The organism is Arenimonas caeni (assembly GCF_003024235.1).
Classification (GTDB): Bacteria; Pseudomonadota; Gammaproteobacteria; order Xanthomonadales; family Xanthomonadaceae; genus Arenimonas; species Arenimonas caeni.
Genome location: NZ_KZ679086.1, coordinates 74875 through 101163, shown reverse-complemented (window position 1 = coordinate 101163; position 26289 = coordinate 74875). Strand labels below are relative to the sequence as shown.

Sequence of the window (26289 nt, the reverse complement as noted above, 5' to 3'; positions counted from 1 at the left end):
CCCTCACTGCACCCGGCGACGCAGGTAGTTGAGCAGGTCGATGCGGGTGATCAGGCCCAGGAACTTCGACCCGTCCACCACGATCGCCACCTGCCCGCGCTCGAACACCGGCAGCAGCGACTCCATCGGGGAAGTGACCGGCAGCACGTTGAGCTGGCTGACCATGGCGCTGGCCACGCTGTCGCGGAAGCGCGCCTCGTTGCCGTACACGTGCAGCAGCACGTCGGACTCGTCGACGATGCCGACGATCTTCTCGCCGTCCATCACCGGCAGCTGCGAGACGTCGTACATCTTCATGCGCTGGTAGGCGACATGCAGGGTGTCGTTCGGCCCCACCACCACGGTGTCGCGCTGCGCGTAGGGGCGCAGGATCAGGTCGCGCAGGTCGCCGTGCTGCGGGCGCTCGATGAAGCCGTTGTCGAGCATCCAGTAGTCGTTGTACATCTTCGACAGGTACTTGTTGCCCGTGTCGCAGACGAACACCACCACCTTCTTCGGCGTGGTCTGCTCGCGGCAGTACTTCAGCGCCGCCGCCAGCAGGGTGCCGCTGGAGCTGCCGCCGAGCACGCCTTCCTTGACCAGCAGCTCGCGGCCGGCCAGGAAGCTTTCCTTGTCGGAGATGGCGTAGGCCTTCTTCACGCGGCTGAAGTCGGAGATGTCGGGCAGGAAGTCCTCGCCGATGCCCTCGACCATCCAGCTGCCGGACTTGGTGCTCAGCACGCCCTCGTTGATGTACTGGGTGAGGATCGAGCCGACCGGATCGGCCAGCACCAGCTCCACGTGCGGCGCGGCCTTGGCGAAGTAGCGCGACAGGCCGGTCATGGTGCCCGAGCTGCCGCAGCCGAAGACGATGGCGTCCATGTCGCCGTCCATCTGCGCCCAGATCTCCGGGCCGGTGCCCTGCTCGTGGGCCGCCGGGTTGTCGGGGTTGCCAAACTGGTTGATGAAGTAGGCGCCCGGGGTCCCGGCGGCGATGCGCGCGGCCATGTCCTGGTAGTAGTCCGGGTGGCCCTTGGCCACGTCCGAGCGGGTCAGCACGACCTCGGCGCCCATGGCGCGCAGGTTGAAGATCTTCTCCCGGCTCATCTTGTCCGGCACGACCAGCAGCAGCTTGTAGCCCTTCTGCTGGGCCACCAGGGCCAGGCCGATGCCGGTGTTGCCGGCCGTGCCCTCGACGATCAGCGCGCCGGGCTTGAGGTCGCCGCGGGCCTCGGCGGCTTCGATCATCTTCAGGCCGATGCGGTCCTTGATGGAGCCGCCGGGGTTCATGCACTCGAGCTTGAGGTAGAGCTCGCAGGGACCCGTGTCGAGATGCTGGGCCTTGACCATCGGCGTGTTGCCGATGAGCTCGAGAACGTTCTGGTGGGCCGCCATGCGTAGCACCGGGGAAACCGAGGGGGCCTGATTCTAGCAGTCCGCCCCAAGGGGCCGGGGAGTGCGGGCGGCGGCGACCCGACGAGGTGGGCCGCCGCCGCCGCGGCGGAACCCTAGTGTCGTCGTTGGTCGAACATCCGCGTCAGCCGGTCCTTGGCGTTGAGCTTCTCCCTCTTCATGCGCGCCAGCGTGGTGTCGTCCAGCGGCAGCACGCCCAGCTCGGCATCGAGCACCTGCTTGTCCAGTTCGCGATGCCGGTGGTAGAGCTGCCGGAATTCCGGGTCGCTCTTCATCAGCGCGTCGAGTTCGTGTTGCGGTTGCCCTTCAAACATCGGATTGACCTCCTCCAGAAACGCACACGCCCCGGCAGGGCCGGGGCGTGCGGATTGAGACAAAGGTCAGGTCGTTATCGCGGGCGGCGCCCCCACACGACGCGCCCGCTTCCGTTCGGGAGGCAGCGCAATCAGCGGCGGCGAGGTCTGCTTTCATCGGCCTGGCTCGGTGATCCCGGCGGCGTGGGGCCCCCGGGACTCCGAACCTACTCCCCCTCCCCGGGGGTCGCAAGTACCGGGACAAGTAATTGATTTTTAACTAATTGGCGATGATCTCGACACGCCGGTTCAGGGCCCGGCCGGCGGCGCTGGCGTTGTCCGCCACGGGCTTGCCCTCGCCCAGGCCAACCGCCTTCATGCGGCCCGGCGCGACCCCTGACTCCTCCAGCACCCGGCGCACGGCCTCGGCGCGGCGCTGGGACAGGGCCTGGTTGGCGGCGTCCGCGCCCTGGCTGTCGGTGTGGCCCTCGATCGTGATCGCGCCGCCCCCCGCCAGCAGGCCGGCCAGGGCCCGCAGGCTGGCCTGGGCCTGGGCGGTCAGGCTGGCGCTGCCGCTGGGGAAGGCGTTGCCGGCCAGGGTGTAGATGCGGCGGTCGCCGTCGCGGCGCACCGGCGGCGGCGCCGCGTCGGTGATCTCGTCGGCGGCGATGGCGGCGGCCAGCTCGGCCTCCCGCCGGGCCAGTTCAGCCTCCCGGGCCCGGGCCGCGGCCAGCTTGCGGGCCTGCTCGGTCTCGGCCTGGGCGGCTTCCAGCGCGGCGACCCGGTCGGCCTCGGACTGCTCGAGCTCGCGCTGCAGGGCTTCCTCGCGGGCCAGGGCCTGCAGGCGCAGGCGTTCGGACTCGCGCCGGGCGCGCTCGGCCTCGAGCCGGCTGGCCTCGATCATGATCTGGTCACGCTCGCGGTCGAGCTGCGCGGCCTGCTCGGCCAGCAGTTCGGCCTCGGCCGCCAGCCGGGCTGCCTCCAGCCGCACGCCGGCCAGGGCCAGCTTGTGCTCGCGGTCGCGCCGGCGCGCGTCGCGGGCCTCGGCCAGGGCCTGGCGCGCCTGCAGGCGCTCGAGCCGGGCCAGCCCGCCCAGGGAGGGGTCGGCCTCGAGGGCCTGGAGATCGGCGGCCAGCGCGGCCACCGCCTCGTCGTGCGTGGTCTGGGCGGCGGCGGGCAGGGCCAGCAGCAGGGCGAGCGCCAGGACGACCGGGAATCGGATGGCCATGCTCAGTTCTCCCGGTTGACCAGCAGGCGCCGGCGCAGGTCGGCGTTGCGCGCGGCGCGGCTCTCGACTTCCTCGCGGGCCGCGTCCAGGCGGGCCCGGGCCTGGGCGAGGTCGGCGTTGGCGGCGGCCGCCTCGGCCAGGCGCAGCTTGTCGGACTTGCGGCGCGTCTCCTGCGCCGACAGCCATTGCCCTCGCGCCTGCTCGAGCGCCTGGGCCGCCTGTCCGCGCGGCTGCGCGGCTTCGGCGGCAAGCACCGCGCGTTCGGCCGCGGCCATCGCCACGTCCACCTCGTCGGCGGCCGCGGACGTTGATGCAATCAACAGAAAGACCAGCGCAAGATGGATTTTTCGCGAGGATAGTGTCATAAGGAAAATTCGCGGGTTGGCGTGCGGGCGAGGCCATTGTAGCCATGCCGGCCGGCCCACCGGGACCGAAACAGGGGATCCAAGGATACTGACATGGACATCGGCTATTTCCTGAAGCTGATGACGGAAAAGAACGCGTCGGACATGTTCCTGACCACCGGCGCGCCCGTCTACATCAAGGTCGAGGGCAAGCTCTACCCCCTCGGCAACACCGGCCTGCCGGCCGGCATGGTCAAGAAGATCGCCTATTCGCTCATGGACGAGGGCCAGGTCCCGGCCTTCGAGCGCGACCTCGAGTTCAACATGGCCATCGCCGTCAAGGACACCGGGCGCTTCCGCGTCAACGTGTTCAAGCAGCGCGGCGAGGTCGGCATGGTCATCCGCGCCATCAAGTCCGAGATCCCCAACATCGACCAGCTCAAGCTGCCGGCGGTGCTCAAGGACATCGTGATGGAGCAGCGCGGCCTGGTGCTGGTGGTCGGCTCCACCGGCTCGGGCAAGTCGACGACGCTGGCGGCCATGATCGACCACCGCAACGCCAGCACCACCGGCCACATCCTCACCATCGAGGACCCGATCGAGTTCCTGCACCGCCACAAGAAGTCGATCGTCAACCAGCGCGAGGTCGGCCTCGACACCCACGCCTTCCACAACGCGCTCAAGAACGCCATGCGCGAGGCGCCGGACGTCATCCTGATCGGCGAGATCCTCGACGCCACCACGATGGAATCGGCCATCGCCTTCGCCGAAACCGGCCACCTGTGCCTGGCCACGCTGCACTCGAACAACGCCGACCAGACCCTGGACCGCATCCTGAACTTCTTCCCGGAGTCGGCCCACAAGAACGTGCTGATGAACCTGTCGCTCAACCTCAAGGCGGTCATCAGCCAGCGCCTGGTGATCGGCAAGGACGGCAAGCGGCTGCCGGCGGCCGAGATCCTGATCAACACCCCGATGATCCGCGACCTGATCCGCCGCGGCGAGGTGCACGAGATCAAGGACGCGATGGACAAGTCGCTGCAGGAAGGCATGCAGACCTTCGACCAGTCGCTCTTCCGCCTCTACAAGGAAGGCAAGGTCGAACTCGAGGAGGCGCTGCGCAAGGCCGACTCGCGCGACGGCCTGGCCCTGAAGATCCGCCTTTCCGAGGGTGCCAGCGGCGAGCACGACCCCTACGCCGACATGTACGGCGGCGCGACCCAGGAGTCGCAGGGCTTCTGAGCCCGGCTCAGCTGCCCGCAGGCGCGTCCGGCTGGTTCTCCGGCCGGGCCGCGTCGAAGGCCTCCAGCGCCAGGCAGGCCTCGTTGATGCGCCGGATGGTGCGGTACGGGGCCATGTCCACGCCGAAGCGGCCCGCGTTGTAGACCTGCGGCACCAGGCAGCAGTCGGCCATGCTCGGCACCTCGCCATCGCAGAAGGCGCCGGTGGACGGGTTGTCGCACAGGGTCGTCTCGAGCGCCTCGAAGCCGACCTGTATCCAGTGCCGCACCCAGGCCTCGCGCTCGGCCTGAGGCACGTTCCAGGTGTTCTCGAAGAACTGCAGCACCCGCAGGTTGTTGAGCGGATGCACGTCGCAGGCGATGACCTGGGCCAGGGCGCGCACGCGCTGGCGGTCGCGGGCCGTGGCCGGCATCAGCGGCGGGGTCGGCCAGGTCTCGTCCAGGTACTCCATGATCGCCATCGACTGGCGCAGGATGCGGTTGCCGTGCAGCAGCACCGGCACCAGCTCCTGGGGATTGAGGTCGCTGAAGGGAGGCTTGTGCTGCTCGCCGCCGTCGCGCGCCAGGTGCACCGGCACGATCTCATGCGGCAGGCCCTTGAGGTTGAGGGCGATGCGCACGCGGTAGGCGGCGCTGGAGCGCCAGTAGGAATACAGCCTGATCGAGCCCGCATTCATGCCACCAGCCCCCTTCCCTTGAGTTGCCGGCCCAAGCATACGCCCGCCCCGCCCCGCTTGTGTAGGAGCGCCTTCAGGCGCGAATCTTTTGCTGTTCCGGCTTGGGCGACTCGCCACTTTCGCGGGTGGAGGCGGCGTGCACGCGTACGACTCGACGGAGTGGAGGACAGGATGTCCGCAACGCCCGGCCGTAAGCTGGTCATGGATGACGCTTGCGCGCGGCCGGACGGCGAGTCGTACGCGTGCGCGGCGGCGCCACTCCGCCAGGCATCCGGCCGCAAGGCCCAGCGAAAAGGCAGCCGGGCCCGAAGGCCCTCCAACAGGAGGGCCCGGGGTGGGCTCAGGCCTTGGTGATGCGCTGCTCGATGGCGCCGAAGATGTCGCTGCCGTCCCGGGCCTTCATCTCGATGCGGACGGTGTCGCCGAAGGACATGAACGGGGTGCTGGGCTTGCCGTCGCGCAGGGCCTCGACCGTGCGCTGCTCGGCGAAGCAGCTGGCGCCCAGCGAGGTGTCCTCGTTGGCCACGGTGCCCGAGCCGACGATCGTGCCGGCCGACAGCGGGCGGGTCTTGGCCGCGTGCGCCACCAGCTGGGCGAAGTCGAACTGCATGTCCACGCCGGCCTCGGGCGCGCCGAACCACTTGCCGTTGATGTGGGTCACCAGCGGCAGGTGCACCTTGTTGCCCTGCCAGGCCTCGCCCAGCTCGTCCGGGGTGACGAAGACCGGGCTGAGCGCCGAGCGCGGCTTGGACTGCAGGAAGCCGAAGCCCTTGGCCAGCTCGTTCGGGATCAGGTTGCGCAGCGAAACGTCGTTGACCAGGCCCACCAGCTGGATGTGCTGCGCGGCCTGCGCCGGCGTGGCGCCCTGGGGCACGTCGTCGGTGACGACCACCACCTCGGCCTCCAGGTCGATGCCGTAGGCCTCGTCGGCCACCAGCACCGGGTCGCGCGGGCCGTAGAAGCCGGCGCTGACGGCCTGGTACATCAGCGGGTCGGTGTAGAAGCTCTCGGGCACCTCGGCGCCGCGCGCCTTGCGCACCCGCGCCACGTGCGGCAGGTAGGCGCTGCCGTCCACGAACTCGTAGGCGCGCGGCAGCGGCGCGGCCAGGGCGGCGAAATCGACGGCGAACACCGGCTCGCCGTTGATGGTTTCCGGCGTGCCGGCCTCGAGCGCTTCGTAGACCGCGTTCAGGCGCGGCGCGACGCTGCCCCAATCCTCGAGCGCGCGCTGCATCGTCGGCGCGATGCCGGTGGCCTTGACGGCCCGCGACAGGTCCTTGGAGACCACGACCAGCGTGCCGTCGCGGCCGCCTTCCTTGAGCGATCCCAGCTTCATTCTGTGCTCCTGTTTGCCGCGCGGCTCAGCGCCGCGACGGGTCGAAATGTTTGCCCAGGCCCTGCCAGCAGGCCTGGTAGTCGCGCTGGCGGTGGCCACCGGCCAGGGCCTGCGCGGTCGGGCGGATGACGTTGCGCGACTCGAACATGAAGGCCATCGTGTCCTTGATGACGTCCGGCTTGGACAGGTCCGCGGTGGTGGCCTTTTCGAAGGTGGCCGCGTCCGGGCCGTGCCCACTCATGCAATTGTGCAGCGAGCTGCCGCCCGGCACGAAACCCTCGGCCTTGGCGTCGTAGGCGCCGTGCACCAGGCCCATGAACTCGCTGGCGATGTTGCGGTGGAACCACGGCGGCCGGAACGTGTCCTGGGCCACCAGCCAGCGCGGCGGGAAGATCACGAAGTCGATGTTGCTCACGCCCTCGCTGTCGCTGGGCGAATGCAGCACCAGGAAGATCGACGGGTCCGGGTGGTCGTAGCTGATCGAGCCGATGGTGTTGAAGCGGCGCAGGTCGTACTTGCTGGGCGCGTAGTTGCCGTGCCAGGCGACCACGTCCAGCGGCGAATGGCCGATGTCGGCGCGCCACAGGCTGCCCTGGAACTTGCCCACGAGCTCGAACTGGCCTTCGCGGTCTTCGTAGGCCGCCACCGGCGTGAGGAAGTCACGCGGGTTGGCCAGGCCGTTGCTGCCGATCGGGCCCAGGTCGGGCAGCTTGAACATGGCGCCGAAGTTCTCGCACACGTAGCCGCGCGCGCTGCCGTCGGGCAGCGAGACGCTGAAGCGGATGCCGCGCGGGATGATCGCGATCTCCTGCGGTTCGATCTCGAGCGTGCCCAGCTCGGTGGCGATGCGCAGCCGGCCCTGCTGCGGGACGATCAGCAGCTCGCCGTCGGCGTCGTAGAAGTAGCGGCCGTCCATGTCCTTGTTGGCGGCGTACAGGTGCACGCCCAGGCCGCCCCAGCCGGCGCCGCCGTTGCCGGCCATGGTGTAGAGGCCATCGAGCCAGTCGGTCGGCACCGAGGGCATCGGCAGCGGGTTCCAGCGCAGCTGGTCGGGCGTGACCGGGCCATGGCCGAAGTCGTTGTGGAAGCTGGGGTGCGCGAGTTCCGAGAACGGGCCGTGCATCGCCGCCGGGCGGATGCGGTACATCCAGGTGCGGCGGTTGCTGTGCCGCGGCGCGGTGAAGGCCGTGCCGCTGAGCTGCTCGTTGTACAGCCCGTACGGGCAGCGCTGCGGCGAATTGCGCCCCTCGGGCAACGCACCCGGCAGCGCCTCGGTAGCGAACTCGTTCCCAAAACCGCTCAGGTACTTCAGGTTCATCGTCGGGTCCCGTGGTTTGTTTCTTGCCACGGATGAACACGGATAAACACGGATAGAGCAAAGGCAATTTGAATTTGCTTTTGACTTATCCGTGTTTATCCGTGTTCATCCGTGGCCAAATCGCTCTTTACAGCACGCCGCGGCGCATCTGGTCGCGCTCGATGGACTCGAACAGGGCCTGGAAGTTGCCTTCGCCGAAGCCCTCGTTGCCCTTGCGCTGGATGATCTCGAAGAAGATCGGGCCGAAGGCGTTCTGGGTGAAGATCTGCAGCAGCTTGCGCTGCTTGGTCTCCGGGTCGGCGTCGATCAGGATCGAGTTCTTTCGCAGGCGGGCCACGTCCTCGCCATGGTTCGGGATGCGCTGGTCGATCACCTCGAAATAGGTCTCCGGGGTGTCGAGGAACTTCACGCCGGCCGCGTGCATGGCCTCCACCGAGGAATAGATGTCGTCGGTGAACAGGGCGATGTGCTGGATGCCCTCGCCCTTGTACTCGCGCAGGTACTCGTTGATCTGGCTCTTCTCGTCGCTCGATTCGTTGAGCGGGATGCGCACCACGCCGTCCGGCGCGGTCATCGCCTTCGACAGCAGGCCGGTCTTGGCGCCCTTGATGTCGAAGTAGCGGATCTCGCGGAAGTTGAACAGCTTCTCGTAGTAGTCCGACCACTTCTGCATGTTGCCCACGAACAGGTTGTGGGTGAGGTGGTCGATGAAGGTCAGGCCGAAGCCCTTGGGGGCCTGGTCCACGCCCGGCAGCGGCTCGTAGTCGGCGTACAGGTCGGCGCGGCCGTCGTCGACGAGGTACAGCATGCAGTCGCCGATGCCCTTGATCACCGGCGCGTCCACGGCGCGGGTGTCGGCGCGGTGGTCCTGGCGCTCGCCGCCGTTGGCCAGCACGTGCCCAAGCACCTCGGCCGAGGGCGTCGTGAAGCGGATCGCGAAGCCGCAGGCCGAGGGGCCGTGCTGGGCCGCGAAGTCGGACGCGAAGGAATCGGCCGTCTCGTTGAGCAGGAAATTGATCGTGCCCTGGCGGAACAGGGTGATCGGGCGGCTCTTGTGCCGCGCCACCGCGCTGAAGCCCAGGTTGCGCAGGTACTGGGCCATCGACTCGCCGCGGCCCGCCGGGGCGGCGAACTCGACGAACTCGAACCCGTTGATGCCCATCGGGTTTTCGAAGGTGGTGGGCTGCATGCCCAGGTTCGGTTGTGCGCTCATGGGGGCCTCCGGTGGTGCCGCTTGCAGGGGGAAGGCGTCCGTTATAGTTTCAGGTGAAACCATTTGCAAGTCGCGGTGCCGCAATGCCTGAACGGGACATCCTGGATCTCCAGCACTTCCTGCCCTACCGGCTCTCGGTGCTGTCGAACCGCATCAGCCAGGACATCGCCCGGCTGTATGCCGACCGGTTCGGCCTGGGCATCACCGAGTGGCGGGTGCTGGCCGTGCTGGGCCGGCGCGACGGGCTATCGGCCCGGGAAGTGGCCGAACGCACGGCCATGGACAAGGTGGCGGTCAGCCGCGCAGTGGCCTCGCTGCAGGCCGCCGGCCGCATCGAACGCCAGACCCACGACGACGACCGCCGCCGCTCGGTGCTGCGCCTGAGCCAGGCCGGCCGGGCCATCTACGAAGACGTGGCGCCCATGGCCCTGGCCTACCAGCGCCGGCTGCTCGAGGGCCTGGACGAGGGCGACCGCGCGGCGCTGTTCCGACTGCTCGACCGCATGGAAGAGCGCGAGGCCGCCACCCGCGGCTGAGCCGGACGACGGGGCCTTCGCCGGCACGAAAGGAAACGGGTGCGGTTCCGCGAGTAAACCGCACCCGTCCTTCAAGGCTCACCCCGGGGGGCTTCAGCCCTTGGGATGCGTCCCGCCGGCCTGCGGCTCGGCCAGCTCGCCCTGGCCCGGCAGCGACGGCTCTTCGTCGCGCAGGGTGTCGACGTGCATGAGCTTGCGGATCAGCGGCGAGATGACCAGGAAGCCGATGCCGACCGCGATCGCGATCCAGCCGATCTCGCTGTAGACATCCAGAACCACCTGCTGCGCCGCGCCCTCGCCGGAGGCGGCCTCGGAGCCCGTGGCCGCGGCAATCAGGCCGGCCACGAAGTTGCCGGTGGCCGAGGCGAAGAACCAGCAGCCCATGACCAGGCTGGCCATGTGCGACGGCGCCAGGCGGTTCATCGCCGACAGGCCCACCGGCGACAGGCACAGCTCGCCGGTCGTGTGCAGCAGGTAGATCAGGAAGATGAACATCACCGGGGTCAGGTTGCCGGTGGCCACCGCGGCCGCGCCGGCGACCAGCACCAGGAAGCCCGCGCCCAGCTGCACCATCGCCAGGCCGAACTTGGCCGGGGCGGACGGCTCCAGGCCGCGGCGGCCCAGCCAGGTCCACAGGCCGGCGAACACCGGGGCCAGCAGGATGATGTAGAGCGCGTTGATCGACTGGAACATCGACGCCGGCACGTCCCAGCCCAGCATGTTCCGGTCCACGTAGCGGTCGGTGTAGAGGTTGAGCGAGGAACCGGCCTGCTCGAACAGGGCCCAGAACAGCACCGAGCCGATCATCAGGATCATGGCCGCGAAGATGCGGTCGCGGGCGTGGCGGTCGAGCCGGACCACGGCGGTGATGATGACGTAGGCCAGCAGCACCACGCCGGTGATGCCCAGCGCCCAGCCCACGACCGCCTGGTTCTGGACCATCCACCAGCAGGCGACCACGATCGCGATGCCGAGCAGGTAGAGCAGCCACTCGAAGGGCAGGCCGAGCTTGCGCTCGCGCAGCAGCGCGGGGTTGCTCGACTCGCCGCGGCCCTGCAGCAGCGGCTTGCCGATCACGAACACCACCAGGCCCAGCAGCATGCCGAAGCCCGCGGCGCCGAAACCGTACTTCCAGCCGTAGGTCTCGCCCAGGTAGCCGCAAAGCAGCGAACCGAGGAAGGCGCCGAGGTTGATGCCCATGTAGAAGATCGTGTACGCGCCGTCGCGACGCACGTCGGTGCGCGGATAGAGCTGGCCGACCATCACCGAGATGTTGGCCTTCAGGAAGCCCGAACCGACGATGATGAAGGCCAGGGCCAGCCAGAAGGCGTCGAGCGCCGGCGTGTTCTGGCCGCCATCACCCTCGAAGCCCATCAGGAAGTGGCCGATGGTCAGCAGGATTGCGCCGTAGAGCACCGCCTTGCGCTGGCCCAGGTAGCGGTCGGCCAGGTAGCCGCCGATCACGGGGGTGATGTAGACCAGCGCCGTGTAGGCGCCGTACACCATCGAGGCCTCGCCGTCCGAGAACAGCCAGTGTTTGGTGAGGTAGAGCACCAGCAGCGCGCGCATGCCGTAGTAGGAGAAGCGCTCCCACATTTCGGCGAAGAACAGCATGTACAAGCCGCGCGGATGGCCGAGGAAGGTCTTGCCCTCGGCGAGATTGGGTTGGGTGGCCACGTGGATGCTTACTCCCCTGGAAATTAAAGTGAAACAAGGCGCGAAGGTGTACCGGAGCAGGCGCCCCGCGTCAAACGGGGCGCCCCGCCCTCCCCCGGCGGTTACTGGCCGGCGAGGCTGCGCAGCATCAGGCCGACCATGTAGGCCAGGTAGGTGCCGGACGCGTAGCCTACGGTGCCCAGCAGCACGCCCACCGGTGCCAGGGACGGGTGGAACGCGGCCGCCACCACCGGCGCCGAGGCCGCGGCGCCGATGTTGCCCTGCGAGCCGATGGCGAAATAGAACAGCGGCACCTTCAGGGCCCGGGCCACCAGCCACAGCACCAGGATGTGGGTGGCCATCCAGATCACGCCCAGGGCGAACAGCCAGGGGCGGTCAAGCAGGGCCAGCAGGTCCATCTGCATGCCGATGCAGGCGATCAGGAAGTACAGCATCACCGAGCCGAGCTTCGACGCTCCCGCGCCCTCGAGCCGGCGGGCGCGGGTGAAGCTCAGGCCCAGGCCGATCGAGGTCGAGATCACCACCACCCAGACGAAGGGCGAGTGCAGGCTGAACTGGCGCGCCCAGGACACGTTGGCGTCGAACCAGGCCGCCATCGGCACCGCCACGGCGTGGGCCAGGGCCACGGCACCGAAGGCGATGCCGACGATCAGCATCAGGTCGGTGAGGCTGGGGATGCGGGCATGCTGGGCCTGGTAGGCGGCGATGCGCTCCCTCATCTCGTCCAGGGCCCGGGTGTCGGCACCGCTGGCGCGGTCGATGTCGGCCGAGCGGCCGGCCAGGAACAGCAGCACGGCCATCCACAGGCTGGCCACCGCCACGTCCACCACGGCGAACTGGCCGAAGGTGGTGGCGTCGACGCCGAACACCTCGCGCATGGCGACCATGTTCGCGCCGCCGCCGATCCAGCTGCCGGCCAGCGCGGCCATGCCGGCCCAGGTATCGCCGGCGACGGTCTCGGGGTGGATCCAGCCCATGACGACGAACGAGACGATGGCGCCCAGCATCACGCCCGCCGTGCCGGCGCAGAAGACCACCAGCAGCTTGGGCCCGAGCCTGATGATGCCCGGCAGGTCGATCGACAGCGTCAGCAGCACCAGCGCCGCCGGCAGCAGCACGTCGCGCGCCACCGGGTTGTAGAGCTTGGTGGCGTGGCCGTCGATCAGTCCGACCGTGTTGTAGATGGCCGGGATGAAGTAGCACAGCAGCAGCGCCGGGACGACCGCGAAGAAGCGCCTGAGCAGCGGCGTCGGCCCGCTGGAAGCCCAGAAGATCAGGCCCAGCGTGGCCGCGATCAGGCCGAGGACGACGATGTCGTTGGTGATCAGCGCGGTCGTTTCCGCCATGTCAGCGTACCGGCACGTACTCGTAGCTGGCGCCGAAGCCCAGCGGCAGGTCCAGGGCCCAGTAGCCGAGCAGGAAGGCCGTCCAGCACACCAGCAGGGTGATCGAATACGGGAGCATCAGCGCCAGCAGCGTGCCGATGCCCGAGGACTTCACGTAGCGCTGGCAGAACACCACGATCAGCGGGAAGTACGGCAGCAGCGGCGTGATGATGTTGGTGGTCGAGTCGCCGACGCGGTAGGCGGCCTGGGTCAGGTCGGGCGAGACGCCCAGCTCCATCAGCATCGGCACCATGATCGCGCTGATCAGCGCCCACTTGGCCGAGGCCGAGCCGATCAGCAGGTTCACCGAGCCGGTGAGCAGGATGATGCCGACCAGGGTCACCGAGGTCGGCAGGCCGAGCGCGCGCAGGCCGCCGGCGCCCTCGACCGCGATCAGGGCGCCGAGGTTGCTCTGGCCGAAGGCCCAGATGAACTGGGCGCAGAAGAAGGCCATCACGACGTAGTAGCCCATGCCGCTCATGGCCTTGGCCATGCCCTGGACGATGTCGCGGTGGTTCTTCACCGAGCCCGAGACGATGCCGTACACGACGCCCGGCACCAGGAAGAACACGAAGATCAGCGGCACGATCGACTGCATCAGCGGCGCCTGCGACACCAGCAGGTTGCTCTGGCCGGGCAGCAGCGGCGTGCCTTCCGGCGCGCGCCAGGGCGAGGCTTCCGGCAGCAGGGTCAGCGCGAACAGCAGCGCAGTGACGCCCATCGCCGCCGCGGCCCAGGCCAGGCCGCCCTTCTCACTGGCCGCCAGCGGGTCGAGCCTGGGCATTTCGGAGGCATCGCCGTCCACCGGCGTGCCGCGCAGGCGCGGCTCGATGACGCGGTCGGTGAGGAACCAGCCCACCAGGATGATCAGCACGCTCGAGGCGGTGGTGAAGAAGAAATTGTTGAGCGGGTTGACCGAGACCGTCGGGTCGGTGAGGTGCGCCGCGGTCTGGGTCAGGCCCGAGAGCAGCGGGTCGAGGCTGCTGGGGATGCCCATCGTGGCCGAGAAGCCGCCCGAGACGCCGGCGAAGGCCGCGGCGATGCCCGCCAGCGGGTGCCGGCCGGCGGCGTAGAAGATCACCGCGCCCAGCGGGATCACCAGCACGTAGCCGGCGTCCACGGCGATGTGGCTGAGGATGCCCACGCCGATCAGGACGGGGGTGAGCAGCATGCGCGGGGTCACGGTGAGCGCGGCGCGCAGCGCGGCCGAAATGAAGCCGGTGTGCTCGGCCACGCCCAGGCCCAGCATCGCCACCAGCACCACGCCCAGCGGCGGGAAGGTGACGAAGGTGTTGACCATGGACGAGGCGAAGGCGGTCAGCGCCGTGCCCTCGAGCAGGTTCCTGACCTGGATGGGGTTGCCGGTGCGCGGATCGATGGCCTCGAAGGCCACGCCCGACAGCAGCCAGGAAACCACCCAGACCGCCACCATCAGCAGCAGGAACAGGATCGCCGGATCGGGCAGCTTGTTGCCGATCTTCTCGACCCGGTCCAGGGCGCGTACGACCCAGGTGCGCGGGGCGTCGGGCGTGGTGGCGGGGGTTTGGCTCATCGCGGGGCTCCGGGAATCAGGCGAGGCCCGGATGCTAGCAGTCCCCGGGGCGCCGGGGCATCAGCCCGGCTGCCCCAGCACGGTGCGCACCTCGAACAGCTCCGGGAAGAAGGTCAGGTCCAGGGCCTGCTTGAGGAAACCCACCCCCGAGCTGCCGCCCGTGCCGCGGCGGTAGCCGATGATCCGCTCCACCGTCTTCATGTGCCTGAACCGCCAGAGCTGGAAGCTGGCCTCCACGTCCACCAGCTGCTCGCAGGTGGCGTAGGCCTCCCAGTGCGTGTCGGTGTCCTCGTAGATCGTCTTGAACACCGGCACCAGGGCCGGCTCGCGCTGGTAGGGCCGGGACCAGTCGCGCTCCACGCAGCCGGCCGGGATCGCATAGCCCTTGCGGTGCAGGTGGCGCAGGAATTCGTCGTACAGGCTGGGCGCGTGCAGCACGGCCGCCAGTTCGTCGGTGGCGCGAGGGTCGTGCGAGAACACCTTCACCATGTCGGCGTTCTTGTTGCCCAGCAGGAATTCGACCAGCCGGTACTGCAGCGACTGGAAGCCCGAGGCCGGGCCCAGCACGCTCCGGAACTGCAGGTAATCGGCCGGGGTGAGGGTCTCGAGCACCGACCACTGCTCGGTGAGCTGGCGCTGCACCAGCTTCACCCGGGCCAGGATCTTCTGCATCGGGTCGAGCTCGTCGCGCTGCAGGCAGGCCAGGGCGGCGCGCAGCTCGTGGATCATCAGCTTGAGCCACAGCTCCGAGACGTGGTGCTGGACGATGAACAGCATCTCGTCGTGGTGCGGCGGGTCCGAGAGCGGCTTCTGGGCCGAGAGCAGGGTGTCGAGCTGCAGGTAGCCGCCGTAGGTCAGGCGGTCGCGCAGGTCGGTGGTGATGCCCTGTTCCAGGGCGCGCAGGTTCGGGGGCTGGGTCATGGCGGGGTCCGGGGCGGGGTAGGAAAAGTCTGTCATGCGAGCGCAGCATTTTCCGATATACACTGCGAATTCTGTCACGGTTTGGCAGGGGACCCCTCGGGGAAGTGCCCGGACCGCCGACAGTCCCGACTCCTTTCCGAGGTCAGAATGATGCGCCACAGAACGCGCCTGTACGCCCTTTTTGCGTCCCTCGCCTTGCCCGCGGCCGCCCTGGGCGCCCCGACCGAGCTGTTCCTGTCCGAATACGTCGAAGGCAGCAGCAACAACAAGGCCGTCGAGATCTACAACGGCACCGGCGCGGCGATCGACCTGGCCGCCAACGGCTACAACCTGCAGCTCTTCTTCAACGGCAGCGCCAGCGCCGGCCAGACGATCAACCTCACCGGCTCCGTGGCCGATGGCGACGTCTACGTCCTGGCCAACACCTCCTCGGTGCAGGCGATCCTCGACAATGCCGACCAGACCAGCGGCAGCGTCACCTTCAACGGCGACGACGCCGTGGTGCTGCGCAAGGGCACGACCGTCATCGACGTGATCGGCCAGGTCGGCTTCGACCCGGGCACCCAGTGGGGCAGCGGCCTGGCCTCGACGGCCGACAACTCGATCCGCCGCAAGGCCGCCATCTGCGCCGGCGACACCGACGGCAGCGACGCCTTCGACCCGGCCGTGGAGTGGGAAGGTTTCGCCCAGGACACCTTCGACGGCCTTGGCGCGCACGCCGCCAGCTGCGGCCCGGTCGTGCCGGCGCCGGATTACGGCGTGGCGATCTCTGCCACGCCCGCCCTGGTCGCAGAGGGTGAATCCTTCGCGGTCCGGACCACCTTCAGCAATACCGGAACGGTGGACCTTTCGAGCGTCTCGTCCAGCCAGACCGTGCCGACGGGCCTGAGCCTCACCAACACCACCTGGGAGAACGTTTCGGGCGGTGCCCTCGGCAGCTGCGCGCTCCCCAACCCGGTCAACTGCTACATCACGCTGCCCGCGGGCTCCTCGATCGACTTCGTGCTGACCTACACGGTCGACGCCGGCACCCCCGGCCCGCTGGAATTCACCGTCACCGGCACCCCGCCGGCCGAGGACACCAACGCGGCCAACGACAGCGACGGCGTCTCCGTCCAGGTGGTTCAGGTCGTCGCCATCAACGAAATCCAGGGCACCGGCGTCGGCTCGCCGCTGGCCGTCGGCACCCAGGTGGTGACCGAAGGCATCGTCACCGCCCGCCGCTCCAACGGCTACTTCATCCAGAGCGCCGACGCGGAAGTCGACCTCGACCCGGCCACGGCCGAGGGCGTTTTCGTGTTCACCAACTCGGCGCCGCCGGCCGAGGCCGCCGTGGGCAACCGCCTGCGCGTGGCGGCCCGCGTCAGCGAGTTCTCGCGCACCCCGCACGGCTTCCCGTTGACCCAGCTCGGCAGCGCCAGCGCCACCGTGCTGTCCACCGGCAACGCCCTGCCCGCCCGGGTCGTCATCGACGCCGGCGTGCTGGCGCCCGGCGTCGCACTCGACGCCCTGGGTCGCTACCAGGGCATGCGCGTGCAGCTGCCCGAGGCGGTCGTGGTCGGCCCGACCAACGGCTTCGGCGACTTCCACGTCACCCTGCCCGGCGTGCCCCGCCCGGCCCGCGAACCCGGCGTGGCCGCGCTCGACGCGGTGCCGCTGCCGGCCGAAAAGTCGATCCCGCTGTTCGACAAGAACCCCGAGCGCCTGCGCGTGGAAAGCGTTGGCCTGGAGGGCGGCACCGCGCTCAACCTCGATGCCGGCACCACGCTCCAGGGCATGGAAGGCGTGATGTACTACGACCGCGGCGACTTCACCCTGCTGCTGGGCGACAACAGCGGCATCGTCGCCAGCGGCGGCGCCTTCGTCTCGGCCGTGCCGGCCCCGGCCGACGGCTCGGTGCGCGTGGCCAGCTACAACATCCAGAACCTCAGCGGCGGCGCCTCGGTCGACCCGGCGCGCCTGTCCAAGCTCTCCGAGGTCTTCTGCCAGTACCTCTACCTGCCCGACGTGGTCGGCCTGGTCGAGATCGCCAACCTCGAGACCGCCCAGCGCCTGGCCCAGGCCATCAACACCGACGAGTTCGGCTTCTGCCCGGAAAACCCGCAGTACGAGGCCTACCTGCTGTCCACCAACGGCAGCCAGCGCCTGGGTTACCTGGTCAAGACCGCGCCGGTGGACGGCGGCAGCCCGCGCGTGGAGGTGCTGGACGTGGTCGAGCACTTCGTCGACGAGCTGCTGGTGGCGCCCGACCTGTCGACCAGCCCGAGCCTGAAGCTGTTCGACCGCCCGCCGCTGCAGCTCGACGCCGTGGTGCACCACGACGCCGACAGCAGCCTGCCGCTGACCGTGCTGCTCAACCACACGCTCTCGCTGCTCGACGTCAACAACCTCGGCTCGAACGCCACCTACGGCACCACCGGCAACCGCTCCCGCGAGAAGCGCCGGCAGCAGGCCGAGCGCGTGTCGCAGCTGGTCGAGGCGATCCAGCAGGCCGACCCGGCACAGCCGCTGGTGCTGATCGGCGACTACAACGCCTTCGAGTTCAGCGATGGCTACGTGGACGTGATGGGCATCATCGCCGGCGAGCCGGCCCCGGCCGATGAAGTGCTGGTGCCGGGCACCAGCGCCGTGACCGTGCCGCTCACCAACCTGATCACCACCAAGCCGGCGGCCGAGCAGTACTCGTACGTGTTCGAGGGCAACACCCAGACCCTCGACCACGCGTTGGTGAACCAGGCCGTGTTCGAGGCCACCGTGCCCAGCCTGCACCATGCCCGCGTCAACGCCGACTTCGCCGTGGACCTGGAGAACGACCCGAACGTGCCGGTGCGCAGTTCCGACCACGACCCGCTGGTGGCCGAGCTGGTGGTGCCGGGCTTCCTGGACACCGACGTCGGCGTCCGGGTGCTGCGTCCGCTGAAGTTCGTGCGTGCCAACACCGTCGCCAACTTCCGCGTGGTGGTGCGCAACTACGGACCCTCGGCAGCGATCGAGCCGAGCCTGGAGATCCGGTTCGATGCCGCGCCCGAGGCCCTGGTCTCGGTAGGCGCGGCGGGCTGGCAGTGCGACGCCCCCGTGGCCGATGGCGGCGGCAGCCGGCTGGCCTGTACGCGGGACCGGGCGCTGCCGGCGCAGCAGTTCGAGGTGCTGAGCTTCGCCCTGCTCGCCGACCGCGAGTCCATCGATGAAACGCTGGGCCTCTCCGCGCTCGTCGATACCCGGAGCAACGATACCCAGGCCGGCAACGACCAGGCATCGGCCAGCGTGCAGGTGGTTGGGCGCCTCGTCAGGAACGGCGACCGGCCCTGAGCCGGCCGGGCCACCCTACGCCAGCGAACGGGCGCCTTCGGGCGCCCGTTTCGCTTTGGGGCGGCGGGCTGGCTATCATCCCGGGGATTGAACAGAGGAAGGATCCGATGTCACGAGTCGCCGCCTTCGAGATCGAACACCTGCAATACCTCGGCCCCGACGGGCGCCTGGTGCGGGAAGACCTGCCGGAATTCGCGCAAGACCGCCGCAACCTGGTCGAGCTTCTCAGGCAGATGCTGCTGGTGCGCACCTTCGACACCAAGGCCGTGGCGCTGCAGCGCACCGGCAAGCTGGGCACCTATGCCAGCTGCCTGGGCCACGAGGCCGCGCACATCGGCATCGGCAGCGCCATGCAGTACGACGATGTGTTCGCGCCCAGCTACCGCGAGTACGGCGCCCAGTTCATGCGCGGCGTGAAGCCGCGCGAGGTGCTGATGTACTGGGGTGGCGACGAGCGCGGCAACAACTTCTCCGGCCCGCCGCACGACTATCCCTGGTGCGTGCCCATCGCCACCCAGTGCCTGCACGCCGCCGGCGCCGCCCTGAGCTTCAAGCTGCGCGGCGAGCCGCGGGTGGCCGTGGCCTGCGTCGGCGACGGCGGCAGCTCCAAGACCGACACCTACGCCGCCATCAATTCGGCCGGCGCCTATTCCCTGCCCTTCGTGCTGTGCATCATCAACAACCAGTGGGCGATCTCGGTGCCGCGCAAGGCGCAGACCGGCGCGCAGACGCTGGCCCAGAAGGGCATCGCCGGCGGCCTGGACTGCGTGCAGGTGGACGGCAACGACATCATCGCCGTGCGCGCGGCCATGGACCACGCGCTCAAGCGCGCCCGCAACGGCCACGGCGGCTCGGTGCTCGAGCTGGTCACCTACCGCCTGTCCGACCACACCACGGCCGACGACGCCCGCCGCTACCGCGACGACGCCGAGGTCAAGGCCGCCTGGGAGCGCGAGCCGATGTCGCGCCTGCGCACCTTCCTGGTCAGCGAGGGCCTGTGGAGCGAGACCGAGGAGGCCGCCTGGAAGGAGGAATGCGGCAAGCGCGTGGACGAGGAGGTCAACGCCTACCTCGAGACCAAGGTCCAGCCGGTGGAAGCCATGTTCGATTACCTGTACGCCGAGTTGCCCGCCGAACTCGAGGCGCAGCGCGCCGACGCGATCAAGTGGGAGGGCCGCTGAGATGGCGACCATCACCCTGATCGAGGCGATCACCCAGGCCCTGGCCTGGGAAATGAAGCAGGACGACACCGTGGTCGTGCTGGGCGAGGACGTCGGCGTGAACGGCGGCGTGTTCCGCGCCACCGCCGGCCTGCAGCAGCAGTTCGGCGACCAGCGCGTGATCGACACGCCGCTGGACGAAACCACCATCGCCGGCCTCACCGTCGGCCTGGCCTCGCAGGGCATGAAGCCCGTGGCCGAGGCGCAGTTCGACGGCTTCATGTACCCGATGGTGGACCACATCATCTGCCACGCGGCGCGCTTCCGTTACCGCACCCGCGGCCGCCTGAGCTGCCCGATGGTGCTGCGCGTGCCCTGGGGCGGCGGCATCCGCGCGCCGGAGCACCACAGCGAGGCCAACGAGGCCATCTTCACCAACGTGCCCGGCCTGCGCGTGGTCATGCCCAGCTCGCCCCAGCGCGCCTACGGCCTGCTGCTGGCCGCGATCCGCGACCCGGATCCGGTCATCTACATGGAGCCCAAGCGCATCTACCGCCAGTACAAGGAAGAGGTGCCAGACGACGGCGAAGCGCTGCCACTGGACGTGTGCTTCGTGCTGCGCGACGGCGGCGACGTCACCCTCGTCACCTGGGGCGCCCAGGTGAAGGAAACGCTCGAGGCCGCCGAGGCCCTGGCCGCCGAGGGCATCGAGGCCGAGGTCATCGACGTGGCCACGCTCACGCCGCTGGACTTCGACACCATCCGCGAGTCGGTGGCCAAGACCGGCCGCTGCGTGATCATCCACGAGGCGCCGCGCACCGCGGGCTTCGGCGCCGAGATCGCCGCCCGCCTGGCCGAGGAGTCGATGTTCGACCTGCTCGCGCCGGTCGAGCGCGTCACCGGCTACGACACCCACATCCCCCTGTTCCGCCTCGAGATGAAGTACCTGCCGAGCGTGGACAAGATCGTCGCGGCGGCCAAGCGCACGCTGGCGGCGGGCTGAGGAAACCAGACCATGAGCGAGAAGAAGCTGTTCCTGCTGCCGGACCTGGGCGAAGGCCTGCCCGACGCCGAGATCGTCGAGTGGCTGGTGAAGGTGGGCGACGTCGTGAAGCTCGACGAGCCGCTGGTGTCCATGGAGACCGCCAAGGCCGTGGTCGAGGTGCCCTCGCCCTACTCGGGCAAGGTGCTGCGCCTGGCTGGCGGCGCCGGCGACGTGATCGAAACCGGCAGCTGGCTGCTGGAGGTCGAGCTCGACCCCTCGCTGCCGCAGCGCGCCGAAGCGCAGGACACCGGCCATTCGCATGGCCACAAGCCTGCCGCTGCGCCCGTCGCCGGGCCTGAAGCCGCTCCGGCGGCAAAGAGCGAAGAGATGCCCAAGTCGGGCGACGCCGGCACCGTCGTGGGCGCCATGCAGTCCTCCGACGCCGTGCGCAGCGAGCAGGCCATCGCCGTCGGCGGGGTGAAGGCCATGCCGGCCGTGCGCGCCCTGGCGAAGAAGCTCAAGGTCGACCTCGCCCGCGTGCGCCCCACCGGCGCCGATGGCGTGGTGACCATGGCCGACGTGAAGAAGGCCGCGGCCGAAGGCAGCGCGCCGCTCGGCGCGCCGGCGCCCGCCGCGCGCCGCGAGGCGGCCCCGGCGCTGGCCCCGGCGCCGATCCCGGCCGCAGCGCCGGCGCCCTCGCGTGCCGCGCCGGCCGCCAGGGCCGAGGTCGCCTACGACGTCGACGAGCCCATCCGCGGCGTGCGCCGCAACATGGTGCGTTCGATGTCCCAGGCCCATGCCGAGGTCGTGCCCACGTCGCTGATGGATGACGCCGACATCAACGCCTGGGCCCCGGGCGAGGACATCATGGCGCGCATCATCCGCGCCATCGCCGTCGCCTCGGCCGCCGAGCCGGCGATGAACGCCTGGCTCAACGCCAAGGAGGGCACGCTGCGCCGCCACGCCCGCGTCGACGTCGGCATCGCGGTCGATTCGCCCGAGGGCCTGTTCGTGGCCAACCTGCGCAACGCCGAACGGCTCGAACCGCACCAGGTGCGCCAGGCCATCAACCGCATCCGCGAGGGCGTCAAGAACCGCTCGCTGCCGCCGGAAGAGCTGCGCGACTACACCATCATGCTGAGCAACTTCGGCGTGTTCGCGGGCAAGTACGCCACGCCGGTGGTGGTGCCGCCCTGCGTGGCGATCGTCGGCGCCGGCCGCCTGCACCACGCGGTGGTGCCGGTGCTGGGCGGGCTGGAGACCCACCGGATCATGCCGATCTCGCTCACCTTCGACCACCGCGCCGCCACCGGCGGCGAAGCGGCGCGCTTCCTGCGCGCCCTGCTCGACGACCTGCAGAAGGCGCGCTGATGCCGCACCACAGCCGCCTCGCGGGTTTCATCATCGACTGCGAGGACGCGGTGCTCGACGCCGCCGCGGGCTTCTGGTCGGCGGCGCTCGGCCTGCCGGTGCTCGACCCCGACGAAGGCGGCGAAGGCCGCTACGCCCGGCTCGACGGCAGCCGGCACGGCCTGCACATCGAGGTGCAGCGCGTGGAGCATCCCTCGCGCGTGCACCTGGACGTGGAAAGCGACGACATCGAGGCCGAGGCGGCCCGGCTGGTGGCCCTGGGCGCCACGGAAGTGGCACGCCCGCGCAACGGCCGCTGGATCGTGCTGCAGGCGCCCACCGGCCAGCGCTTCTGCGTGGTGCGGGCGCGCGAGGCCCTCGACGCCCGCAACGCCACCCGGCACGGCTGAGGCCGCGCTAGTCGTCGATCACTTCGACCCGGTCGCGGCCGCGCCGCTTGGCCAGGTAAAGCGCCTGGTCGGCGCGCTGGAACAGCGAATCGGGCGTATCGCGGCCCGCCAGCCCGGCCGCCAGGCCGGCTGAAAGCGTCACCGGCGCCGGCAGGTCGGCGCGCGCGGCGATCGCGGCGCGGATGCGCTCGACCACCGCCACGCCGCTGTCGAGCGTGGTGGCCGGCATCAGCAGCAGGAACTCCTCGCCGCCGTAGCGCGCGGCCACGTCGCTGCCTCGCACGCCGCGCTGGATCTCCTCGGCGGCGACGCGGATGACCTCGTCGCCGGCGGCATGGCCGAGCGTGTCGTTGATGCGCTTGAAGTGGTCGAGGTCGAGCACCGCCACCGTGAACGCGTCGCCCTCGCGGGCGGTGGAGGCGCGCGCGGCCTGGCTCAGGCCGCCGCGGTTGAGCAGGCCGGTGAGGGCGTCGCGGCGCGCTTCCTCCGCCAGCTCGGTGTTCTTCGATTCCAGCTCGCGCTGGTAGCGCATCAGCTCGCGCTGGTGCAGCTCGCGCTCGGCGAGCTGCCGCTGGCTGTCGAGCTCGCGCCGGCGTGCCTCGAGCAGCTGCACCACCAGCCGCGCCAGCGACTGCAGCTGCCGGGCCTGCGCATCGCTGAGCGAGCGCGGCTGGGTGTCGACCACGCAGACCGTGCCCAGCGCATGGCCGTCGGGCGTGACCAGCGGGGCCCCGGCATAAAAGCGCAGGTGGTCGGGCCCGGTGACTTGCGGGTAATGGCGGAACCGGGCGTGCTGGCTGGCGTCCTCCACCACCGTCACCGTCTTTGGCGTGCGGATGGCGACGTCGCAGAAGGCGATGCGCCGGTCGGTGCCCTCGCCGTCGAGGCCCACCGCCGCCTTGAACCACTGCCGCTGCTCGTCGATGAAGGTCAGCACCGCCTGCGGCGTGCCGCACAGCGCACGCGCCAGGTCGACGACGTCGTCGTAGACGCCTTCGGGCAGGGTGTCGAGGATGCGATAGCGGTTCAGCGCGGCGAGCCGCGCCTCCTCGTCCGGGATCGGCGGCAGTGGCGGCACGCCGGCCGGCAGCAGGGACGGGGCAACCTGTGTCTTCATCAGGACCTCCGCGCTCGTTCGCCGCCAGTCTAGCCAAGAAGGGGGTCAGGTTCACTGACGCCCGCGGCGACAGTGAACCTGACCCCCGCCGTCAGCGGAAGCGCTGGCCGCGCCAGGCCCAGGCGACGCCGACCACCACCAGGAAGGCCTTGTAGGCCAGCAGGCTGGCCAGCACCTGGCGCCAGATCGGGCCGGCTTCGATGCCGGTGGCGGCGGTGAAGTAACCCCAGCGGCCGGCGATGAAGGCCGCGATGAAGGCGAACACCAGCGCGGCCAGGTCGAAGCGGCGGCGCGCGGCGCTGCGCTCGAGCGAGCGCGGGTAGAACCAGTAAAGCGCGCCCAGGATCGCGAACCAGGGCAGGAACAGGATCAGCGCGAGGTCGGCGACGTCGGCCATTACGCTTCCTCCTCCGCCGCGAAGGCCTCGAGCGCGGCGATCACGTCGCCGGCCTCGATGCCCTCGCCCAGCCGCGCCACTTCGGCCTCGTCCAGCCACAGCGCGTCGCCACGGAAGGCACGGGTGCCGGCACCGGCCTTGAGCGCGGCCACGGCCTGGCCGGCTTCGCGCGGCGAGGCGAAACCCGGGCTCAGCAGCAGCTCGCGGCCACCGGCATCGACCAGCTTGAAGTGGAAGCGGCCATCGGCCTCGCGGTACTGCTTGAACACCGGCAGCGCCGCCCTGGCCTTGCCGGCCTTGCGGCCGCCGTGCTGTTCGCGCAGGTCGCGCAGGCCCACCGCGCGGCGCAGCTCGCCGATGAAGGGCGTGGCGATGCGGCGGGCCTTGTCGGCACCGGCCAGCAGCACCTGCTCGATCTCGCCGGGCCGGGCGATGAGCGCTTCGTACTTCTCGCGCAGCGGCGCCAGCTCGGCGTCGAGCTGCTCGAACAGCGCCTGCTTGGCCTCGCCCCAGCCGATGCCGTCGGCGAAGGCCCGGGCGAAGTCCGCGGTCTGTTCCAGCGTGGCGAAGGCCTGGTAGAGCTGGAACAGCGCCGAGCCCTCGGCCTGCTTGGGCTCGCCGGGCTGGCGCGAGTCGGTCTTGATCGAGAACACCAGCTTGCGCAGCTGCTCGCGCGGCGAGAACAGCGGGATGGTGTTGTCGTAGCTCTTGCTCATCTTGCGGCCGTCCAGACCCGGCAGCGTGGCCACGTTCTCCTCGATGGCCGCTTCCGGCAGCACGAAGTGCTCGCCGTAGAGGTGGTTGAAGCGCGCGCCGAAGTCGCGGGCCATCTCGATGTGCTGGATCTGGTCGCGGCCCACCGGCACCGAATGGGCGCGGAACATCAGGATGTCGGCCGCCATCAGCACCGGGTACATGAACAGGCCGGCGGTGACGCCGGCATCCGGGTCTTCGCCGGCTTCGGTGTTCTTGTCGACCGCCGCCTTGTAGGCGTGGGCGCGGTTGAGCAGGCCCTTGCCGGCCACGCAGGTCAGCAGCCAGGTCAGCTCCGGGATCTCGGGGATGTCGGACTGGCGGTAGAACCACACCTGCTCCGGGTCCAGGCCGCAGGCCAGCCAGCTGGCGGCGATCTCCAGGGTCGAGCGCTGCACCCGCGCCGGATCCTGCACCTTGATCAGGGAGTGGTAGTCGGCCAGGAAGTAGAAGCTCTCCACGCCGGGGCGACGGCTGGCGGCCACCGCGGGGCGGATGGCGCCGGCGTAATTGCCCAGGTGCGGGGTACCGGACGTGGTGATGCCGGTCAGGACGCGGGTAACGGACATGCAAGGGACCTGCCAGGGAAACCCGCCCAGTTTACCGTCTCGGCGGCCCAACCCCGCCAACCGCAGGCGAACGTTGCATTGCATGACCCAACCCGCGGAGCCCGCCATGAAACGCCTTGCCACCCTGCTGATCGCCCTGTCCGCCCTGCTCGCCCCGACCGGCTGCGCCCGCGCCGACGTGCTGGTGGACGTGCATGTGGTCGACCTCGACCGCCACGAAACCCTGGTCCGGCACCCGCACCGCGGCAAACAGTGGATCGAGGGGCGGCCCGGCCACCGCTATGCCCTGCGCCTGCAGAACCTGACCGGCCAGCGCGTGCTGGCGGTGGTTTCGGTCGATGGCGTGAACGTGATCAGCGGCGAGACCGCCGGCACCGGCCAGGCCGGCTACGTGCTCGAACCCTGGCAGTCGCTGGAAGTGGCCGGCTGGCGCAAGAGCCTGTCGGAGGTCGCCGGCTTCCACTTCACCGACCTGCCCGACAGTTACGCCGCCCGCACCGGCCGGCCCGGCAACGTCGGCGTGATCGGCGTGGCCGCCTTCCGCGAGCGCCAGCACCGACCCCTGCCGCCGCCGGCACCGATCGCGCAATCGAAGCCGGCCGGAGCGGCCGATGCCGCGCCCGCGATGGAGCGCGAGCGCCATGCCGCGGGACCGGCACGCCAGCAGCTGGGCACCGGCCACGGCGAACGCCGCCGGGACGCCGCCACGCTCACCCGCTTCGAGCGTGCCTCAATGCGGCCCGAGAGCGTGGTGTCGCTGTATTACGACAGCCACGAGGCGCTGGTGGCGCGCGGCGTGCTGCCCGGCCGCCGGCCCTGGCACCGGCACGAGCCGGAGGCCTTCCCGGTCGGCTTCGTGCCCGATCCGCGCTGAGCAAACGCAAAGGGCCGGGCGTCGCCGCCCGGCCCTTCGCCGCCGCCTGCCGGCGGGATCAGTTCTTGGCTTTCTCGGCGGCCTCTTCCAGCTCGCCGCCCGCCTTCTTCACGTCCTTGCCGAAGCCCTGGATCGTGTTGCAGCCCGAGAGGGCGAACGCGGCGACCAGCGCAAGCAGCACGAACTTGAACGAATGGACTCGGGTCATGGGGCGCTCCTGCTTGGGGGTGGCACGAGTCTAATCGCGGCCCC

Annotated in this window: 24 protein-coding genes; 8 read left to right on the top strand and 16 right to left on the bottom strand. The window is 69.9% G+C overall.

Annotated features, from left to right (window positions below):
* Positions 1-3 precede the first annotated feature (3 nt).
* The 4 genes from C6N40_RS04650 to C6N40_RS04635 all read right to left on the bottom strand — a co-directional run bounded on the left by C6N40_RS04650 (position 4) and on the right by C6N40_RS04635 (position 3233).
* On the bottom strand, positions 4-1374 hold the full coding sequence (locus C6N40_RS04650; protein ID WP_106989845.1) for a pyridoxal-phosphate dependent enzyme: 1371 nt from the start codon (positions 1372-1374) through the stop codon (positions 4-6).
* A gap of 113 nt (positions 1375-1487) precedes the next feature.
* Positions 1488-1706, bottom strand: coding sequence for an HP1242/YdcH family protein (locus tag C6N40_RS04645; RefSeq protein ID WP_106989844.1), 219 nt, complete (start codon positions 1704-1706; stop codon positions 1488-1490).
* A 259-nt stretch (positions 1707-1965) separates the two neighbouring features.
* Positions 1966-2913 carry an OmpA family protein gene (locus C6N40_RS04640; RefSeq protein WP_106989843.1) on the bottom strand — a complete coding sequence of 316 codons (948 nt, stop codon included), beginning with the start codon at positions 2911-2913 and terminating at the stop codon, positions 1966-1968.
* Between the two features lie 2 nt (positions 2914-2915).
* Positions 2916-3233 (bottom strand): hypothetical protein, encoded by a 318-nt coding sequence (locus tag C6N40_RS04635; protein ID WP_162782081.1) that lies wholly within the window; start codon positions 3231-3233, stop codon positions 2916-2918.
* Positions 3234-3371: 138 nt separating this feature from the next.
* On the opposite strand from C6N40_RS04635, the gene C6N40_RS04630 reads away from it, so the two are divergent.
* Positions 3372-4499 carry a PilT/PilU family type 4a pilus ATPase gene (locus C6N40_RS04630; RefSeq protein WP_106989841.1) on the top strand — a complete coding sequence of 376 codons (1128 nt, stop codon included), beginning with the start codon at positions 3372-3374 and terminating at the stop codon, positions 4497-4499.
* A gap of 7 nt (positions 4500-4506) precedes the next feature.
* Here the strand turns inward: C6N40_RS04630 and maiA are convergent, their stop codons facing one another.
* The 4 genes from maiA to hppD form a co-directional block, all read right to left on the bottom strand.
* On the bottom strand, positions 4507-5175 hold the full coding sequence (gene maiA, locus C6N40_RS04625) for a maleylacetoacetate isomerase (RefSeq protein WP_106989840.1): 669 nt from the start codon (positions 5173-5175) through the stop codon (positions 4507-4509).
* Positions 5176-5515: 340 nt separating this feature from the next.
* Positions 5516-6511, bottom strand: a complete 996-nt coding sequence (locus tag C6N40_RS04620; protein WP_106989839.1) for a fumarylacetoacetate hydrolase family protein — start codon at positions 6509-6511, stop codon at positions 5516-5518.
* A 25-nt stretch (positions 6512-6536) separates the two neighbouring features.
* Positions 6537-7829 (bottom strand): homogentisate 1,2-dioxygenase, encoded by a 1293-nt coding sequence (hmgA, locus tag C6N40_RS04615; protein WP_106989838.1) that lies wholly within the window; start codon positions 7827-7829, stop codon positions 6537-6539.
* A gap of 127 nt (positions 7830-7956) precedes the next feature.
* The gene (hppD, locus tag C6N40_RS04610) at positions 7957-9042 is read right to left on the bottom strand and encodes a 4-hydroxyphenylpyruvate dioxygenase (RefSeq protein ID WP_106989837.1); all 1086 of its coding nucleotides are present in this window, start codon (positions 9040-9042) and stop codon (positions 7957-7959) included.
* Positions 9043-9125: 83 nt separating this feature from the next.
* On the opposite strand from hppD, the gene C6N40_RS04605 reads away from it, so the two are divergent.
* On the top strand, positions 9126-9578 hold the full coding sequence (locus C6N40_RS04605; RefSeq protein WP_106989836.1) for a MarR family winged helix-turn-helix transcriptional regulator: 453 nt from the start codon (positions 9126-9128) through the stop codon (positions 9576-9578).
* A gap of 93 nt (positions 9579-9671) precedes the next feature.
* Here the strand turns inward: C6N40_RS04605 and C6N40_RS04600 are convergent, their stop codons facing one another.
* The 4 genes from C6N40_RS04600 to C6N40_RS04585 all read right to left on the bottom strand — a co-directional run bounded on the left by C6N40_RS04600 (position 9672) and on the right by C6N40_RS04585 (position 15113).
* Positions 9672-11255, bottom strand: coding sequence for a peptide MFS transporter (locus C6N40_RS04600; protein ID WP_240183445.1), 1584 nt, complete (start codon positions 11253-11255; stop codon positions 9672-9674).
* A gap of 101 nt (positions 11256-11356) precedes the next feature.
* On the bottom strand, positions 11357-12601 hold the full coding sequence (locus C6N40_RS04595; RefSeq protein ID WP_106989835.1) for a DUF819 family protein: 1245 nt from the start codon (positions 12599-12601) through the stop codon (positions 11357-11359).
* Between the two features lies 1 nt (position 12602).
* Positions 12603-14192 (bottom strand): AbgT family transporter, encoded by a 1590-nt coding sequence (locus C6N40_RS04590; protein ID WP_106989834.1) that lies wholly within the window; start codon positions 14190-14192, stop codon positions 12603-12605.
* A 60-nt stretch (positions 14193-14252) separates the two neighbouring features.
* On the bottom strand, positions 14253-15113 hold the full coding sequence (locus tag C6N40_RS04585; RefSeq protein WP_106989833.1) for a tryptophan 2,3-dioxygenase: 861 nt from the start codon (positions 15111-15113) through the stop codon (positions 14253-14255).
* 150 nt (positions 15114-15263) lie between these two features.
* Between C6N40_RS04585 and C6N40_RS14245 the strand changes: the two genes are divergently transcribed.
* From C6N40_RS14245 to C6N40_RS04560, 5 genes are all read left to right on the top strand, one after another.
* Positions 15264-18422 (top strand): lamin tail domain-containing protein, encoded by a 3159-nt coding sequence (locus C6N40_RS14245; RefSeq protein WP_205208544.1) that lies wholly within the window; start codon positions 15264-15266, stop codon positions 18420-18422.
* 107 nt (positions 18423-18529) lie between these two features.
* Complete coding sequence (pdhA, locus tag C6N40_RS04575) at positions 18530-19603, top strand: pyruvate dehydrogenase (acetyl-transferring) E1 component subunit alpha (protein WP_106989832.1); 1074 nt, start codon at positions 18530-18532, stop codon at positions 19601-19603.
* A gap of 1 nt (position 19604) precedes the next feature.
* Entirely contained in the window at positions 19605-20585 is a 981-nt protein-coding gene (locus tag C6N40_RS04570; protein WP_106989831.1) for an alpha-ketoacid dehydrogenase subunit beta, read from the top strand.
* A gap of 12 nt (positions 20586-20597) precedes the next feature.
* Positions 20598-21938, top strand: a complete 1341-nt coding sequence (locus tag C6N40_RS04565) for a dihydrolipoamide acetyltransferase family protein (RefSeq protein ID WP_106989830.1) — start codon at positions 20598-20600, stop codon at positions 21936-21938.
* On the top strand, positions 21938-22327 hold the full coding sequence (locus tag C6N40_RS04560; protein ID WP_106989829.1) for a VOC family protein: 390 nt from the start codon (positions 21938-21940) through the stop codon (positions 22325-22327). The genes C6N40_RS04565 and C6N40_RS04560 overlap by 1 nt, the downstream gene beginning before the upstream one ends.
* A 7-nt stretch (positions 22328-22334) precedes the next feature.
* Here the strand turns inward: C6N40_RS04560 and C6N40_RS04555 are convergent, their stop codons facing one another.
* From C6N40_RS04555 to C6N40_RS04545, 3 genes are all read right to left on the bottom strand, one after another.
* A complete protein-coding gene (locus tag C6N40_RS04555; RefSeq protein WP_106989828.1) occupies positions 22335-23444 on the bottom strand; it encodes a GGDEF domain-containing protein in 1110 nt (369 codons plus the stop codon).
* A 91-nt stretch (positions 23445-23535) separates the two neighbouring features.
* The gene (locus C6N40_RS04550) at positions 23536-23841 is read right to left on the bottom strand and encodes a hypothetical protein (RefSeq protein ID WP_106989827.1); all 306 of its coding nucleotides are present in this window, start codon (positions 23839-23841) and stop codon (positions 23536-23538) included.
* On the bottom strand, positions 23841-25163 hold the full coding sequence (locus C6N40_RS04545) for a tryptophan--tRNA ligase (protein ID WP_106989826.1): 1323 nt from the start codon (positions 25161-25163) through the stop codon (positions 23841-23843). Before C6N40_RS04545 ends, C6N40_RS04550 begins: the two co-directional genes overlap by 1 nt.
* 106 nt (positions 25164-25269) lie before the next feature.
* Between C6N40_RS04545 and C6N40_RS04540 the strand changes: the two genes are divergently transcribed.
* Positions 25270-26037 (top strand): hypothetical protein, encoded by a 768-nt coding sequence (locus C6N40_RS04540; RefSeq protein ID WP_106989825.1) that lies wholly within the window; start codon positions 25270-25272, stop codon positions 26035-26037.
* 58 nt (positions 26038-26095) lie between these two features.
* On the opposite strand, the gene C6N40_RS04535 is transcribed toward C6N40_RS04540, so the two are convergent.
* On the bottom strand, positions 26096-26245 hold the full coding sequence (locus C6N40_RS04535) for an entericidin A/B family lipoprotein (protein ID WP_106989824.1): 150 nt from the start codon (positions 26243-26245) through the stop codon (positions 26096-26098).
* Positions 26246-26289: the final 44 nt, after the last annotated feature.

Excerpts from the sequence above, each read along its gene's own strand:
- hmgA (WP_106989838.1), bottom strand. The coding sequence starts at position 7,829 with ATGAACCTGAAGTACCTGAGCGGTTTTGGGAACGAGTTCGCTACCGAG.
- C6N40_RS04540 (WP_106989825.1), top strand. The coding sequence starts at position 25,270 with ATGAAACGCCTTGCCACCCTGCTGATCGCCCTGTCCGCCCTGCTCGCC.
- C6N40_RS04630 (WP_106989841.1), top strand. The coding sequence starts at position 3,372 with ATGGACATCGGCTATTTCCTGAAGCTGATGACGGAAAAGAACGCGTCG.
- maiA (WP_106989840.1), bottom strand. The coding sequence starts at position 5,175 with ATGAATGCGGGCTCGATCAGGCTGTATTCCTACTGGCGCTCCAGCGCC.
- C6N40_RS04645 (WP_106989844.1), bottom strand. The coding sequence starts at position 1,706 with ATGTTTGAAGGGCAACCGCAACACGAACTCGACGCGCTGATGAAGAGC.
- C6N40_RS04560 (WP_106989829.1), top strand. The coding sequence starts at position 21,938 with ATGCCGCACCACAGCCGCCTCGCGGGTTTCATCATCGACTGCGAGGAC.
- C6N40_RS04545 (WP_106989826.1), bottom strand. The coding sequence starts at position 25,163 with ATGTCCGTTACCCGCGTCCTGACCGGCATCACCACGTCCGGTACCCCG.
- C6N40_RS04650 (WP_106989845.1), bottom strand. The coding sequence starts at position 1,374 with ATGGCGGCCCACCAGAACGTTCTCGAGCTCATCGGCAACACGCCGATG.
- C6N40_RS04595 (WP_106989835.1), bottom strand. The coding sequence starts at position 12,601 with ATGGCGGAAACGACCGCGCTGATCACCAACGACATCGTCGTCCTCGGC.
- C6N40_RS14245 (WP_205208544.1), top strand. The coding sequence starts at position 15,264 with ATGCGCCACAGAACGCGCCTGTACGCCCTTTTTGCGTCCCTCGCCTTG.
- C6N40_RS04570 (WP_106989831.1), top strand. The coding sequence starts at position 19,605 with ATGGCGACCATCACCCTGATCGAGGCGATCACCCAGGCCCTGGCCTGG.
- C6N40_RS04585 (WP_106989833.1), bottom strand. The coding sequence starts at position 15,113 with ATGACCCAGCCCCCGAACCTGCGCGCCCTGGAACAGGGCATCACCACC.
- C6N40_RS04565 (WP_106989830.1), top strand. The coding sequence starts at position 20,598 with ATGAGCGAGAAGAAGCTGTTCCTGCTGCCGGACCTGGGCGAAGGCCTG.
- C6N40_RS04550 (WP_106989827.1), bottom strand. The coding sequence starts at position 23,841 with ATGGCCGACGTCGCCGACCTCGCGCTGATCCTGTTCCTGCCCTGGTTC.
- C6N40_RS04535 (WP_106989824.1), bottom strand. The coding sequence starts at position 26,245 with ATGACCCGAGTCCATTCGTTCAAGTTCGTGCTGCTTGCGCTGGTCGCC.
- C6N40_RS04590 (WP_106989834.1), bottom strand. The coding sequence starts at position 14,192 with ATGAGCCAAACCCCCGCCACCACGCCCGACGCCCCGCGCACCTGGGTC.
- C6N40_RS04605 (WP_106989836.1), top strand. The coding sequence starts at position 9,126 with ATGCCTGAACGGGACATCCTGGATCTCCAGCACTTCCTGCCCTACCGG.
- C6N40_RS04620 (WP_106989839.1), bottom strand. The coding sequence starts at position 6,511 with ATGAAGCTGGGATCGCTCAAGGAAGGCGGCCGCGACGGCACGCTGGTC.
- pdhA (WP_106989832.1), top strand. The coding sequence starts at position 18,530 with ATGTCACGAGTCGCCGCCTTCGAGATCGAACACCTGCAATACCTCGGC.
- C6N40_RS04640 (WP_106989843.1), bottom strand. The coding sequence starts at position 2,913 with ATGGCCATCCGATTCCCGGTCGTCCTGGCGCTCGCCCTGCTGCTGGCC.
- C6N40_RS04555 (WP_106989828.1), bottom strand. The coding sequence starts at position 23,444 with ATGAAGACACAGGTTGCCCCGTCCCTGCTGCCGGCCGGCGTGCCGCCA.
- hppD (WP_106989837.1), bottom strand. The coding sequence starts at position 9,042 with ATGAGCGCACAACCGAACCTGGGCATGCAGCCCACCACCTTCGAAAAC.